This is a genomic window from Amycolatopsis sp. cmx-4-61 (assembly GCF_046548775.1).
Classification (GTDB): domain Bacteria; phylum Actinomycetota; class Actinomycetes; order Mycobacteriales; family Pseudonocardiaceae; genus Amycolatopsis.
Genome location: NZ_JAEBEI010000018.1, coordinates 55,905 through 69,689, shown reverse-complemented (window position 1 = coordinate 69,689; position 13,785 = coordinate 55,905). Strand labels below are relative to the sequence as shown.

At 73.6% G+C, this 13,785-nt stretch carries 11 protein-coding genes and 1 pseudogene; 9 read left to right on the top strand and 3 right to left on the bottom strand.

All coding sequences use genetic code 11. The features are described from left to right. The first annotated feature begins 1,207 nt into the window (after nucleotides 1-1,207). Together ACLJOU_RS36585 and ACLJOU_RS36580 are read left to right on the top strand one after the other, a co-directional pair. The gene (locus tag ACLJOU_RS36585) at nucleotides 1,208-1,597 is read left to right on the top strand and encodes a histone-like nucleoid-structuring protein Lsr2 (protein ID WP_410573851.1); all 390 of its coding nucleotides are present in this window, start codon (nucleotides 1,208-1,210) and stop codon (nucleotides 1,595-1,597) included. Between the two features lie 278 nt (nucleotides 1,598-1,875). Then, complete coding sequence (locus tag ACLJOU_RS36580; protein WP_410573850.1) at nucleotides 1,876-3,267, top strand: alpha/beta hydrolase; 1,392 nt, start codon at nucleotides 1,876-1,878, stop codon at nucleotides 3,265-3,267. Nucleotides 3,268-3,334: 67 nt separating this feature from the next. Here the strand turns inward: ACLJOU_RS36580 and ACLJOU_RS36575 are convergent, their stop codons facing one another. After that, nucleotides 3,335-5,347, bottom strand: coding sequence for an AMP-binding protein (locus ACLJOU_RS36575; RefSeq protein ID WP_410573849.1), 2,013 nt, complete (start codon nucleotides 5,345-5,347; stop codon nucleotides 3,335-3,337). A gap of 143 nt (nucleotides 5,348-5,490) precedes the next feature. On the opposite strand from ACLJOU_RS36575, the pseudogene ACLJOU_RS36570 reads away from it, so the two are divergent. Then, nucleotides 5,491-5,862: pseudogene (locus ACLJOU_RS36570) on the top strand (arabinofuranosidase catalytic domain-containing protein); the annotation flags it as partial. Between the two features lie 67 nt (nucleotides 5,863-5,929). Beyond that, nucleotides 5,930-6,004 (top strand): hypothetical protein, encoded by a 75-nt coding sequence (locus tag ACLJOU_RS36565; RefSeq protein WP_410573957.1) that lies wholly within the window; start codon nucleotides 5,930-5,932, stop codon nucleotides 6,002-6,004. Nucleotides 6,005-6,082: 78 nt separating this feature from the next. On the opposite strand, the gene ACLJOU_RS36560 is transcribed toward ACLJOU_RS36565, so the two are convergent. Beyond that, a complete protein-coding gene (locus ACLJOU_RS36560; RefSeq protein ID WP_410573848.1) occupies nucleotides 6,083-7,105 on the bottom strand; it encodes a LacI family DNA-binding transcriptional regulator in 1,023 nt (340 codons plus the stop codon). 514 nt (nucleotides 7,106-7,619) lie between these two features. Here ACLJOU_RS36560 and ACLJOU_RS36555 point away from each other — a divergent pair. Both ACLJOU_RS36555 and ACLJOU_RS36550 read left to right on the top strand, forming a co-directional pair. Beyond that, nucleotides 7,620-8,822, top strand: a complete 1,203-nt coding sequence (locus ACLJOU_RS36555; protein ID WP_410573847.1) for an ROK family protein — start codon at nucleotides 7,620-7,622, stop codon at nucleotides 8,820-8,822. 194 nt (nucleotides 8,823-9,016) lie between these two features. Then, nucleotides 9,017-9,160 carry a hypothetical protein gene (locus tag ACLJOU_RS36550; protein WP_410573846.1) on the top strand — a complete coding sequence of 48 codons (144 nt, stop codon included), beginning with the start codon at nucleotides 9,017-9,019 and terminating at the stop codon, nucleotides 9,158-9,160. Nucleotides 9,161-9,191: 31 nt separating this feature from the next. On the opposite strand, the gene ACLJOU_RS36545 is transcribed toward ACLJOU_RS36550, so the two are convergent. Continuing rightward, nucleotides 9,192-10,172, bottom strand: coding sequence for a hypothetical protein (locus tag ACLJOU_RS36545; RefSeq protein ID WP_410573845.1), 981 nt, complete (start codon nucleotides 10,170-10,172; stop codon nucleotides 9,192-9,194). Nucleotides 10,173-11,206: 1,034 nt separating this feature from the next. Here ACLJOU_RS36545 and ACLJOU_RS36540 point away from each other — a divergent pair. The 3 genes from ACLJOU_RS36540 to ACLJOU_RS36530 all read left to right on the top strand — a co-directional run bounded on the left by ACLJOU_RS36540 (nucleotide 11,207) and on the right by ACLJOU_RS36530 (nucleotide 13,757). Next, the gene (locus ACLJOU_RS36540; RefSeq protein ID WP_410573844.1) at nucleotides 11,207-12,088 is read left to right on the top strand and encodes a hypothetical protein; all 882 of its coding nucleotides are present in this window, start codon (nucleotides 11,207-11,209) and stop codon (nucleotides 12,086-12,088) included. 375 nt (nucleotides 12,089-12,463) lie between these two features. Next, on the top strand, nucleotides 12,464-12,895 hold the full coding sequence (locus ACLJOU_RS36535) for an ATP-binding protein (protein ID WP_410573843.1): 432 nt from the start codon (nucleotides 12,464-12,466) through the stop codon (nucleotides 12,893-12,895). Between the two features lie 148 nt (nucleotides 12,896-13,043). Next, complete coding sequence (locus tag ACLJOU_RS36530) at nucleotides 13,044-13,757, top strand: FadR/GntR family transcriptional regulator (RefSeq protein WP_410573842.1); 714 nt, start codon at nucleotides 13,044-13,046, stop codon at nucleotides 13,755-13,757. Nucleotides 13,758-13,785: the final 28 nt, after the last annotated feature.

Sequence of the window (13,785 nt, the reverse complement as noted above, 5' to 3'; positions counted from 1 at the left end):
TTAACGTCCCCTTCCGCAGCGGGACCCGTTCGCCCGCTTGGAGTCCGCGCCCGGTTCGGTAGCGCGCCCAAGATCGCGGGGCGTCTCCGTTCGGCGGCCACGGGGATATTGATCTCCGAGCCGGTCCGCCTGTCGTCACCCCCGGCCGCCCCGGGGACGAGTGAGGGTGCCGCCACCCGGACCGACGCAGAGCTCGCGCGACGGACGGAGGGCCGCGTGGATCGAGAGCGGCCCCGCGCGGTAGCCGGCGAGCACCCCGGAACGCCCCGGGCGCCGGGGGCGCGCGGCCAGTAGGGAAGCGGCCACGGATGAGGGCATGGGACCGCAGCGCGGGCGAGAGTCGGCGAGAGACCCGGAAGGACTCGGCCGGGGCGCCGCGTGCGTGCGGACCTGCGTGCCCCATGGATCCGCAGGACCCCCACAGGGGCTGGCGCGGAGCTCGGGCAACCGACGCGGCAGCGCGGAGCCACCGGGCCCGGCGCGGCCGCGGGCGGGGTGACGGGGCGGCGAGCGGCGCCGGCGGGGTGACGGGGCCGCGGGCAGCGCCGGGAGGTGACGGGGCCGCGGGCGGCGCCGGCGGGGTGACGGAACGCGAACGGCTGTCTGCGACACCCGGCGCCGCATCTCGGTGTAGCCATGGGCGCCTCGGCGAAGTCCGCGGGGTGGCGGAGGCAGAGGCACCCGGCCCCACAGATCGCCACCGAGGCTGCGGACGGTCGACGCGAGCCGACGCAAGGCACGCCCGGCGGGCGCACCCCGGGCACCCGCCGCAGCGGCGACGGGCCCACCACCTCCCCGTTTCCGCACTCCCACCCGTCACCCACCCCCAGCGACATTCCGGGAACGCAATGCCGCAAAAGACTCAGCCTCCACCCGATCGTCACCGGCCACGATCCCGAATGGACGTCCACAGTAGACCCATCCCACCAGCACGTTCACCCCCGCGACAGCCACGCCGCGACCCCGGCCCGCGGCCCCCAGCCGGAGGCGTTCTTCACCCATTGAGGCGACTTCGCCCATTTCCCCGCCGCCGCGCTGATCGGCTCCCGTGCCTGCTTCCTGGTCCGATGCCGGGCAATTACGCCGAACGGACCGCACCCTTTCCCTGTGAGTTGAATTCCCTTTCGCGCCGGTTGTGGATACACTTCCGGCGAACGCATTGTGCTGTTCGCGTTCTCGAGCGCACATCCACCGGAGGAGCACCCAAGTGGCCCAGAAAGTCTCGGTCGAGATCCTCGACGACCTCGACGGCAGCACCGCCGCCCAGACCGTCCAGTTCAGCCTCGACGGCGTCACCTTCGAAATCGACCTCTCGGACCGGAACGCGTCCGCCCTGCGGCACGAACTGGCGCGCTACATCGGCGCCGGCCGGCGCGTCGGCGGGCGGAAGGTGCGCGTGGCCACCGGGCAGTCCACCACGGCCGCCGATCGGGAGCGCAACCAGCGGATCCGGGCCTGGGCGAACGCGAACGGCTACGACGTCTCCGAGCGGGGCCGGCTCTCCTCCGAAGTCGTCGCCGCCTTCGAGCGGGTGCACGGCAGCGAGCCGGAATCGTCCGCGCCCTCTTCGCGAAAGCGCAGGAAAGCCGCCGCCTGACTCCCGATTACGGCAGTTCCTGCCGCGCGGACCGCACGAACGGTGTCGCGCGGCGCCGGAAAGAAGCGAGGCCGGAAAGAAGAAGACCGTTTCGCTCCGATGTCACCGATCACCGGATGACAGCGGGCGCTTGAGCGTGCCCCGGGAAACGACCGCGCCGGAATAGCACCGCAGCCGACGGCCGGGAACGCTCCCACCGGCCGATCGGCTCTTGCAGGCCGGACCCCGGACGCCCTACGGTCGGCGAAGTCGGGGTTTGCGCCGAGAGGAGCCGCGGGGTGCTGGGAACCGTTCTGGCGAGCGCACTCCTGCTCACCGGCGCCATTCCCGCCGTGACCGGCGAAAACTGGACACCGGCCCCGATCGTCTGGACGGCCTGCCCCGACGACCCCGACAGCCCCGGCCCGCCGGACGGCGAGTGCGGCACGCTGCGGGTGCCGCTGGACTGGAACTCCCCCGGCGGGCCGTCGATCGCACTCGCGGTGGCCCGGCACCGCGCCACGGATTCCGCGCACCGCATGGGAGTGCTGCTGGCCGATCTCGGGGGCCCCGGCTCGTCGAATGCGGAATTCGCATTGACACCCGGTTTCTTCAGCCCGGAGGTCCAGGCCCGGTTCGACGTCGTCGGCTTCGACGTGCGCGGCACCGGACACAGCGAGTTCATCGAGTGCCCGGACACCGGCAGGCCGCCGGGCGACGAGCCCGCCGACCGCGCCGCGTTCGCCGCGCTCCGCGAGTACAGCGAGCGGGCGGTCTCCACCTGCCGGGCCCGCAACCGGCCCGTCTTCGACCACGCGGACACCGCGGCCAACGCCCGGGACATGGACGCGCTCCGCCGCGCGCTCGGCGAGCCCCGGCTCAGCTTCCTCGGCCTCTCCTACGGCACGCTGCTCGGTCAGCAGTACGCCGAACTGCACGGCGACCGGGTCCGGGCGATGGTGCTCGACAGCTCCATCGACCACAGCGCCGGCCTCGACCGGTTCCTGGGTGACCGGGCCGCCGCCGCGGACGGGGCGTTCCGCCGGTTCGCCGCGTGGTGCGACCGGACGACGACCTGCGCGCTGCACGGCCAGGACGTCTTCGCCGTCTGGCAGAAAGCCCTCGCGGTGACCGAAGCGCCGGAGCGGAGCGACCTGCGCGACCGCGTGCTGAAGGACATGTACGGCCCGGACTGGCCCGACGCGGCCCAGGCGATCGCCGAAACCGCGGCCGGGAACCCGCCGGTGACCGCGCAGTTCTCCTACAACTACGCCTCGATCCGGCTGGCCGTCGTCTGCCAGGACTTCGACCTCCGGATCCGGGATTTCGCGCAGTACTCCGCGCTGCACGCCGAAGAGCTGCGCCGGGGGCCGATCATGCGCGGCAGCACGTTGAGCCACAGCGAAACGATGGCGTGCCTCGGCGTCCACGGTCCGCCGGCGAACCCGCCGCACCGGCTGGACATCCCGCGGGCGCCGCGCATCCTGCTGCTGAACTCCCGGTACGACCCGGCGACCCCGTACGCCTGGGCGCTGGCCATCCACCGCCAGGCACCTTCGAACACGACGCTGCTGACCTACGAAGGCGCCGGCCACGGCGTCTACCCGCGCAACGCCTGCGCCCGCTCGGCCGCCGACCGCTACCTGCTCACGCTGGCGGCCCCTGAGCACGACGTCAGCTGCCCGGCCTGACGCCGGCTCCCGGTACTCGGGCGTCCACTCACGACACTGCCGCCGGGACCGCCACGGGCCGGTCCGGTCACCAGCGGTAGCTGCGGCGCAGGGCGCGCTTCACGACCTTGCCCGTCGCATTGCGCGGCAGCTCCTCGACGAACACGACGTCGCGGGGCACGGCGAACCGGGCCAGGCGCTCACGGACGTGGGACCGGACCGTGTCGGCGTCCAGCTGGGCGCCCGGAACGAGCACCAGGTACGCCGCCAGGCGCTGGCCGTACTTGGGGTCGCGCACCCCGACCACCGCCGCCTCGCGGACCTCCGGCAGCGTGAGCAGGACCTCTTCCACCGGGGCCGGGGCCACGTTCTCGCCGCCGGACACGATCATTTCGTCCTCGCGGCCCTGGACGAACAGGAGGCCGTTCGCGTCGACGTACCCGCGGTCGCCGGTGTGCATCAGGCCGTCGCGGACGTCGAGCTGCTCGCCGTCGGTGTACCCGTCGAACAGCAGCCGGTTGCCGACGTAGAGCCGGCCGGTCGCACCGGGCGGCACCGGGGTGCCCGCGCGGTCCAGGACGCGGATCGCCGTGCCGATCGGCGGCCGGCCGGCCGTGCCGCGGGCCGCGCGGAGGTCGCGCGGCCCGGCGATCGCCGCCCACGACACCTCCGTGGAGCCGTACAGGTTGTAGAGGATGTCGCCGAAGGCGTCCATGAACTCCTCGGCCAGCCGGCCCGGCAGGGTCGCGCCGGAGCTGGCGACCACGCGCAGCGAAGAAAGGTCGTAGCGGGCGCGGGTCCGCTCCGGCAGGTCGAGCAGCCGCCGCAGCATCGTCGGGACCGCGAACAACGCCGTGCAGCGCTGCCGTTGGACCATCGCCAGCGTCGCTTCCGGGTCGAACCGCCGCAGCAGCACCAGCCCGGCGCGCAGCGCCATGCCGAGCTGGAGCGCGGCCAGGCCCCACGTGTGGAACAGCGGCGCGGCCACCAGGATCGGTTCCCCGGCCCGCAGCGGGATTTCCGACAGCACCGCGGCGGCGTCCGCGACGTTGTTCGGCGTCGGGCGGCGCGCGCCCTTCGGCGGGCCCGAGGTGCCCGAGGTGAGCACGACGAGCCGGCCGGGCTTCGCCGGTGGCGCGATCCGGGCGGGCGGCTCGGCCTCGATGAGTTCTTCGATGGTGGGCCCGTTCCAGCCGCCGGGCGGCCACGTCCACAACTGCGGGATCTCCGACGGCAGCCGCCCGCGCAGGGCCGCGAATTCGGCGTCGGCGAGCACCAGCCGGGATCCGTGCCGCAGCGCGAACTCGGCGGCCTGTCCCAGCGCCAGGCCGGTGTTCATCAGGGCGACGTCCGCACCGAGCTTGCTGCAGGCGATCATCGCCTCGACCATCGCGTTGTGGTTGCGGCACATCAGGAGCACGCGCGAACCCTCGGTGGTGCCGTGACGCTTCAGGACCGCGGCCAGCCGCGTGGTGCGGTCGTCGACCTCGCCGAAGGTCCGCTCGGACCGCTCGTCGCACAGCGCGAGGGCGTCGGGCGCGCGCCGGGCCACCGCTTCGTAGCCGCCGGCCAGCGTCGAGCCCCAGCGGCCCACCGACCGCAGCTGCCGCAGTGTCCCGGTGGGCTGGGCCGGGGTGAGGACCCCGGCCCGGACGAGGATCCGCGCGAGTTCGCGCTTCGACGGGCGCGGGGGCAGGGGATCCGCCGCGGGCACGCCGCCGAGGTGGTCGCTGATCGCCGCGACCGCGTCCAGGATCCGCTGCCGGATCCGCGGGGCCGCCGTCGACCGGCCGTCCAGCAGCGTCAGCAGGATGGTGAGCGCGCAGCCCTCGGGCACCGGGCGCAGCACGACGGACATCCGGTGCTGCGGGCCCGACCACGCCAGGTGCTCGTCCCGGCGGTGGACGAAGACCTCGGCCTCGCCCTCGCCGCCGGCGCGGTACCGGTAGCGGGCGCCCCGGCCGGTGGCCTCGGAAACCAGCTCGCACGCGGTGATCCCGCGGACGAACCGCGGGTACAGGTGCGGACGGCCGACGATCGTCCACACGGCCGCGGGGGTGTGCGGCACGGTGACGGTGATCTCGATGAGGTCCGGCTCCATCAGGACGCACCGGGAGGGTTCGCCGGCACGGTGGTCATGGCTCGGCTGTCTCCCTCTTGTCGGTCCGGGGTTCGGCCTTTCGGCCGGTACGCCGAGCATCCGTTTGCGCGGACGGTCGTGTCAACACGCGGTCGCCCGATTCGATGTATTCAATCGTGAAGCCCGCGCAAAGACCAGGGACCCGCGGAATGCTTCACACGCTTCTCACGCCGAACAACCACGGTGGCCGCTTGAAAGTCTCAGCGTCCCCGAAACGGGCGTTGTTCGCCGCCTACACCGGCTGGCTGTACCAGATCCGCCGTTCATCGGACGGCACCACCCGGAACATCGGCGTCCGCACGACCGGGGGCCAGGCGGACGCCGCGGCCCAGGATTCCTTCTGCGCCGGCGGCGCGGGCGGCCAGGACACCCCGGCCGTGGCGAACCGCGAAGCGCTGACCGTCGGCGGGTCCAAAGTGTACTCACTTTACCTCGCCCCGAAGAACAGCTACCGGCGCGACGGGTCCGCCCCCGGCGTCCCGAAGGGCAGCGCGCCGGAAGGCATGTACCTGGTGACCAGCGGCACGCACGTCCGAGGGCGCGATGGTGGCCGGCTACCCGTCGGACGCGACCGACGCCGCGGTCGGGGCGGACGTCGCCGCGGCCGGCTACCGCTGAGACGGCATCCGGGCCCCGTCTGCGGCGACTGCTGCTTCGGCCACGGCGACGGCGAACGCGGTCCAGCCGAACAGCACCTCACGCCGACTCGCGGACCACCAGTTTCGTCCCCAGCACCACGCGCCGCGGCCGGCTCGCCGTGCCGTCGATCACCGCGAGCAGTTCGCTCGCCGCCCGGGCGCCCAGTGCCTCGACCGGCTGGCTCACCGTCGTCAGCGGGGGGTCGGTCGTCAGGGCCACCGGGGAGTTGTCGAAGCCGACGACCGCGACGTCGTCGGGAACGCGGCGGCCCGCCCGGCGCAGGGCGCGCAGCACGCCCACCGCCATCACGTCGGACGCCGCGAACACCGCGTCGAGGTCCGGCCGGCGGTCGAGCAGGCGGTACATCGCGTGCTCGCCGGAGGCCTGGCCGAAGTCGCCGTGGGCGACCGATCCCGGGTCGACCACCCGGGTTCCGGAGATCGCCGTGGCGTAGCCGGCGAGGCGGTCCTGGCCCGGGGCCATGTCCTTCGGGCCCGCCACGGTGACGATCCGCCGCCGCCCGGCGGCCTGCAGGTAGCGCACGGCCGCCGCGGCGCCGCCGCGGTTGTCGACGTCCACGTAGGTGTAGCGGGCCGGGTCGGGGACCATCGGCCGCCCGGCGCTGACGACCGGGAAATCGGCCCGGGACAACGCCGTCGTGCAGCGCGCGTGCGTGCTCACGAACAGCGCGCCGTCGACGTGCCCGCCGCCGAGGTACCGGAAGGCGGGCGCCTGCGCCGACGCCTGCATCATCAGCACCACGACCTGCCGGCCGGCCGCGGTGCATTCCCGGTCGATGCCCCGCATGATCCGGCCGAAGAACGGGTCGGAGAACAGGCGCAGCCCGTCCTCGCACACCACGACGGCGACCGTGCCCGTCGCGGCGCCGTCGCCGGTCCGGGCCGCGCGCTGCCGGACGTAGCCGAGGGTGCGGACGGCTTGTTCGACCTGACGCCGGGTTTCCGCGCGGACCTGCGGAAATCCGTTGAGCACCCGCGACGCCGTCGCCGACGAGACACCGGCGGCGCGGGCCACGTCGGCCAGGGTCGGCCGCGGACCGGGAAAGTCGAGGACAGTCATGGTCACCTCCGTGGGGACGGCGAGCACCGGCGCGCGGGAACAACACAGCTCCCGTTCCGCGGATTCGACGGGAAAACGTCCGGTGTTAGCGCTAACATTCCAGCGAAAGAACGAGCTGGGCCACCGAGGGGGTGTCGGCGGTCCGGGCGTTCACCACGGGGCTAGGGGGGACCGGCGCGATGGGCGCCGGGATACCGGTTCTCGGTCACATCCGCACATCCTCGGGCGAGAGTGGTTCGAACGGGTGAGCCGCGGCCGCCACCGCACATCCGGTGATCTTTTGACCCGCGCTCGGCAGCATTGATGCTGGAACCCCGGGCCCCAATGTGTCAACGGGCTGGACGAAACTGCCCGAAAAGTCGGAAGCCGTCGTCGAATTCCGTCGAAATGCCGTCGAGTTCCGCCGCCGGCCCCGCGCCGCCGCCGTCCGACAGCCCGCTGTCCGGGGGAAATCCCGGCAACCGGTTTTGTTCAGCGCTTGTCGCCCCGGGCGGTGACGGTGTACATCTCGGGTGTGGCGCCACCGCACCCGGCAGCGCGGCCGGGGAACCACGAACGGGTCGTCGAGCTCCTGCGCACCCGCGGTCCGCTGACCCGGGCGGAGATCGCCCGGCTGCTGGACGTTTCGCGGGCGACGGTGTCGAACGTCGTCGGCGCCCTGTACCGGGACGGCCTGATCGTCGAGAGCGCCGGCCCGGAGCCGCCCGGGCCGCCGAAACAGGGGCGGCCGGGCACGCTGCTCACCCTCAACCCCGCCGCCGGCGCCGTCGTCGGCATCGACTTCGGGCACACCCACATCCGGGTGATCGTCGCCGATCTGGCCCACACGGTGCTCGCCGAGCAGCTGCGCCCGCTCGACCGGGACCACGACGCCCGGGACTCGCTGCGGATCGCGGCCACACTGGCGCGGGACACGCTCGCCGCCGCCGGCGTCAAGCCGGGCAAGGTGATCGGCGTCGGCGCCGGGCTGCCGGGCCCGGTCAACTCGCTGACGGGCACGGTCGGGTCGTCCAGCATCGCGCCGAGCTGGGTCGGGCTGCGCCCGGGCGACGAGCTCGGCGCCCTGCTCGGCCTGCCCGTGGTGGTCGACAACGTCGGCAACCTCGGCGCGCTGGCCGAAGTCACCTGGGGTGCGGGCCGGGGCGCCCAGGTCGCCGTCTACATCAAGCTCGGCACCGGTGTCGGCGCCGGGTTCGTGCTGGGCGGCAGGCTGTTCCGCGGGTCCTGCGGCACGGCGGCGGAGTTCGGGCACATGACCGTCGACCCGGCCGGGCGGATCTGCCGCTGCGGCAACCGCGGCTGCCTCGAAACCTACGTGAGCCTGCCCGCGCTGCTGGACCAGCTGCGGGCGCGCCACGGCACCGAGCTCACGGCCGGCGACCTGATCCGGCACGCCGCCGCGGGCGACCGCGCCTGCGTCCGCGTCCTGACCGACGCCGGGCACCGCCTCGGTACCGCGATCGCCGTCCTCGGCAACCTCGTCAACCCGGACCGGGTCATCCTCGGCGGCGAACTGGCCGCCGCGTACGAAATCCTCCTGCCACCGCTGCGCAGCGCGCTGATGCGCGACGCGCTGCCCTTCGCCGGTGCGCAGGTGACCGTCTGCAAAGGACAGCTGGGCGACCGGGCGGTCGCGCTCGGCTCGGTCGTGACCGTCCTGCACGCCACCGCGCGGCTGGCCGACCGCGCCCGCGCGGTGGCCGCGGCCTCGCGCTGACCGGAAGTTCCAGCCGGGCGAAGCGTTCCCCGCCGGAAGCCGGGTGCAGGTCCCGGCGGGTCCGCCCGCTTTCCGTGCCCCCGGACGGCGCCGGGCCCGGATCACCTTCTGTGCCTTGGCTTTCACGGCCTCGGCCGTGCCGAGGCGGGCATCCCCACCGACGCGGGCCGCCACGGCTGCGGCTACTGCCGGCGGTGGTCCTGCTCAACCGCGGCGGCACGACGGCCACCATCACGGCCCACCACGCCGGCCTCGGGCTCACCGGCCCGGCGCGAATGGGCGGCCCACACGTTCAGCGGCAGCTGTTTCCCGTGCTGCTCACCTCGACGACCGGCTGACCACGGGAACCGGGCCGCGGCAAGTGAAGGACTACCGGGCCGCGGCCGCCGGTTCGTCCGGTGCCCCTTCCGCGGCGAGGGCGGTGCCGGTGAATTCCCAGTCCGGGCGCGGCCCCGGGACGGCGGCCGGTTGCAGCTGCTCGTCGACGATCGACTCGGCGGTCGCGGCGGACAGGCCCGGGTGCAGCTTCAGCAGCAGGTCGACGTGCAGCCGGCGCAACGCCCGGAACTGCCGGTTCACCAGCCTCAGCTGCTGCCGCTGCTGGTGGTGCTCGACGAACTGCTCGCCCTGCGCCGTGACCGCGCCTTCCCAGTAGTCCGCTTCCCGGCGCAGCCGGTCGTGGTCGCGTTGCAGCTGCATGTATTCGCGCAGGACCTGGCTGAGGAGCAGCTTCGTCGTTTCAAGGTGGGCACTGTCGGCGCGGACGGCGGCCGGTTCCGGATCAGCTGCCGCCGGTTCCCCGGCGGCGGTTTCCGGCCCGGGGGCCAGCATGGCGGCCACGTCGGCGATGATCGCCTCGGTGGTCACGCGCGTGTGCCGGGCCCACGGCGGCAGGTGAACCGGCCCCGTGGAGTCCGGGTCCGGGCGGTCCTTGCCGTCGGCCTTGCAGAACAGGCCCGCGGCCGTCGCGCGGACCGGGGCCAGGTGCCGCGGCGGCACCTGCAGCCGCAGGAACTCCTCGATCCGCGGCCACGGCGGGCGGCGGACGGCCGCCTTGCCCAGCCACTTCGCGGTCGAGTTCGGCAGCTTGTCCGCCGGCCGTCCGGCGGCCCAGTGGTCCGGGTCGCGCGCCGCCGCGAGGGCCAGCCGCTGGTGCAGCGTGGCCAGCCGTCCGTGCTCGTCGGCCAGCACGACCAGCAGGAACAGGATCAGCATCCGGTCCGCGACCCCGAGGACGCGGTGGTTGGTGAACGCGTCGGTGTGCGGCAGCCTGCTCAACGCCGACTGACCTCGCTTGCGGCTCGAGCAGTCCGCTCGCACCAGGGGAAACCCGGCGACCGGGTCGGTCATGACAGTTTTCCTCGCACTCCAGGCCGTGCTCCCCCGAACCGGATCCCCCCTTTTCCGGCCCCCTTCGCCCCGGCTGCGAGCAAGGGAGATTCAATTGTGGATCTTCACGCGCGGGCGCCCTCAGGAACAGAGTCGTGACCCGGGGTGGCCGCCCCGCCGGGGAGAGCAACCGTATCCGGTGAATTGGGACAAGGTACTCCCCCGGCGGGACTACCGCACGTAGACCCCGGCGGAAAAGAACGGAAATCCGTTGCCGATCTTCGGGCGGTCACCTGCCGGTCACTTGCCGGATGCCGGACCGCACGGCGGGCCGCCTGCCGGGGGCCGGCCGGGCCGGGACGCCAAAACGGCCGGGCGGCTGGAGTTCCCCTTGCCCGGGGTACTCCAGTGCCCGGCCCCTCGATTCCCACCCGCTGGAGGAGCATCGAGCCGACGTCGGACGACGCGGAGGTCCACATCCTCGACGTGGTCCCGAATCTAGGGCGCCGGTGTCCGCCTGGCCAGACGCCGTCCGGGGCACCGGACAAGGCCCGGGGACCACCGTCTGTCACCTTTTTGGCAACCGCGAGCTTGACCAGCAAAAACCCCGGAGGGCAGCGCTGAAACGGAATAATCGGCGAGTGATCCGCATCACGGGGTCGCCGCGGTGGGGTTTCCGCCGGTTTTCCTGCCGTTACGGCCCGGACAGATCCGGACACCTCGGCGCTTGTGCCGGACCCGATTCTTCGTGTTCGATCAACGGCAACTCAGAACGCCACCGGAATGCGCCCAGCCGTCGAACCCGCGTTGCCCCGCGGACGGCCGGGCGCCATTGCCGGTGACGTGCTCACCCGCACCGAAGACATCGAGATTGGGTTGATCATGCCCCCTTGGGTTCCCCGCTACCCCGTCCCGGGCGTGGCCCGCCGGACACCGGCCCCGCACCGGCCCCGGCGCACCCGGGCCGCGGCCCTGCTCGTGGTCCGGGGACCGGCTCCCGGCCGCGCGGCCGTGTTCACCGCCGCGCGCGACCGGAACCGCCCGGGGCGGCGCCGGTGACCGCGGTGGCCACGCCCGGCCCGGCGCTGCGGGCCCTGCACGAAGCGATGGCGACGTTCCCCGTCGACAGCCACGTGTTCGCGATCATCTCCACGATGCCGGAAGTCCAGCCCAGCGTGTTGCACGCCGCGTGCGACCCCGCCTCGCCGCGGCTGCTGGCCTGGCCCGTCTACCGCGGCATCGTGCAGGCCTGCGGGGCCGGGGAAGCCGAAGCCAAGGTCGTGTTCACCCGGTACCTCGCGGCCAAGGCGGAACGGGACCGCGGCGCGGCCGTGCTCGACCCGCCGGCCCGGGGCCGGCTCGACGGCACCCCGGCGCCCCCGCCCCCGCCGGACGACCCGCCGACGATCCCGCGGCTGCAGCTGCCGGTCCCGCTGACGCGCCGGCCGCGGCCGGAACCGGCGGCGCCCCGGCTGCGGCAGATCACCAGCCGGTCGGACTTCGCCCGCTACCTCAAGGCGCTCGTCGACGAGAGCGGGCTGACCTACCGGGCGATCGAGGACCAGACCCGCCGGCTGGACCACCGGGCCGTGTCCTGCCGCAGCACCCTCTCGGAGAACCTGCGCAACAACAAACCGCCGACGAGCGAAACGGTCGTGACCATCCTGCTGGCCGTGCTGTACGCCGAACAGGCGGGTACCACGGCCGGTGACGAGCAGGTCCGCCGGCGCACGGCCGAGACCCTGCAGGTGTGGCGGGAGGTCATGCGGCCACCGCCCGGCGCGCCGGTGCTGGCCGCCCGCGCCGGTTACGACCCCTTGGTGCACACCGCACTCGCCACGCTCGCGCGCGCCGAGCAGACCGCCCGCGACATCGGCAGCCCCGACGCGCCGGGCCTGGCCCACGCCCGCCGGATCCTGCTGGAGCTGCTGACCTGAGCGAGCGGTGCGGCGGCGGGCAGGGGTCGCGACTGGACGGTCGCCGCACCTACCCCGAGCCGGGCTTGCCCGGCGCCGCCCGGCTCGGCCGATCCGGCTCGACGGTCGATCGCCGGCCGGGCGCGCACCTCCAGCCAGGCATCGTCCACAGTGGATCCTCCGATGACCGGGCGGACGCGGCCCGCGTTCGCCACGGTGGAGTACCCGCGGCGGTCGCGTGATCACCACTCCGTGCCCGCGCTCCGCCGGACGTCCGGCGTGACGGCCGATCGGCGCAGCCGAACGGCGCGTTTGGCCGCCCGGTCCCTCGGGTATCGCCCTGGTGCGGACGTCTTCAGCACCGAGGACGCCAGAGCCCGGAAAGGGTGAGTCACCATGCCCGACGGGACGGAAGCGCCGCCTTGGTCGTGGGATCTGCGCGGGTCCTCGGCCCCGGCTCTGGTGCAGGTGCGCCGGTGGGCGTCGCGCACGCTGACCGAGGTCGACGACGTCCACCTGGGCGACGTGCTGATGGTCGTCACCGAGCTGGTCACCAACGCCTACGACCACGGGCAGGGGCCGTTGGAAGTCCGGATGGACTACCGCCGGACGCCGTGCCTCGTCCACATCGAAGTCGACGACAGCTGCCCGGACCACCCGGTCGTCGCGGCCCCCGGGCACACCACCCCCGGCGGCCGGGGCATGTTGATCGTCGAGAAGCTGGCCGTCGGCTGGGGCGTGCGGGACCGTCCCGGAACGGGCGGCAAGACGGTGTGGGCCGACGTGGCCTGCGACGGACCCGAGGCCCAGCCGGACGCGCAGACCTGAGGCACCGCAGACATCACATGTCTGTCTCCGGACTTACCCCTCGAAACCGGTGAATCTCCGCCCCTCGCGGACCACAGCCGACTCCCTCGCGAGCAGACATCATATGGCTGCTAGAGTGAGCGCTCAGGTGTGCTGTCCAAGGAGGGCCATGGCCAGGTCGTTGACCGACGAAGCGATCGACCGGATCCGGGAGTTCGTCCGGTCCGGCCGGTTCCCGGCGGGCGCCAAGCTGCCTCCCGAGCACGAGCTGGCCACGGAACTGGGGATCTCCCGCAGCCCCACGCGCGAAGCCGTGAAGGCGCTCGAGCTGGCCAGGGTGCTCGAAGTCCGCCGCGGCGACGGCACGTACGTCACCAGCCTCGCGCCGAGCCTGCTCCTGGAAGGCCTCGGCAACGCCGTGGCGCTCATGCAGGACGGCAGCGTCCTGGGGCTGACCGAGGTGCGCCGGCTGCTGGAGCCCGCGGCCACCGGCCTGGCCGCCACCCGGATCACCGACGCGCAGCTGCGGAACGTCGGCGAGCTGCTCGACGCGATGCACGACGCGGTCGAGGACGTCGAACGCCTCACCGTGCTCGACGCCGCCTTCCACCGGGCCGTCGTCACCGCCACGGGCAACGAGACCCTCACCGCCCTGCTGGACGGGATCTCCTCGCGCACCCTGCGGGCGCGGGTCTGGCGCGGCACCGTCGAACGCGGCGCCACGCACGTGACGCTGTCCCAGCACAAGGCCATCTACGACGCGCTCGCCGACCGCGACCCCGCGGTGGCCACCGCGGCCGCGCTGATGCACGTCGACACGTCCGAACGCTGGCTGCGGGCCCACCTGGCCGAGGTCCGGGAGTTCGACGGCGGAGCGCCGTGACCGCCGACCGGTCACGGCACCCGGACGC

Bases quoted from the DNA above. Each gene is read 5' to 3' on its own strand.
- ACLJOU_RS36575 (WP_410573849.1), bottom strand. From the start codon at position 5,347: ATGGAGCCGGACCTCATCGAGATCACCGTCACCGTGCCGCACACCCCC.
- ACLJOU_RS36560 (WP_410573848.1), bottom strand. From the start codon at position 7,105: ATGACTGTCCTCGACTTTCCCGGTCCGCGGCCGACCCTGGCCGACGTG.
- ACLJOU_RS36545 (WP_410573845.1), bottom strand. From the start codon at position 10,172: ATGACCGACCCGGTCGCCGGGTTTCCCCTGGTGCGAGCGGACTGCTCG.
- ACLJOU_RS36535 (WP_410573843.1), top strand. From the start codon at position 12,464: ATGCCCGACGGGACGGAAGCGCCGCCTTGGTCGTGGGATCTGCGCGGG.
- ACLJOU_RS36530 (WP_410573842.1), top strand. From the start codon at position 13,044: ATGGCCAGGTCGTTGACCGACGAAGCGATCGACCGGATCCGGGAGTTC.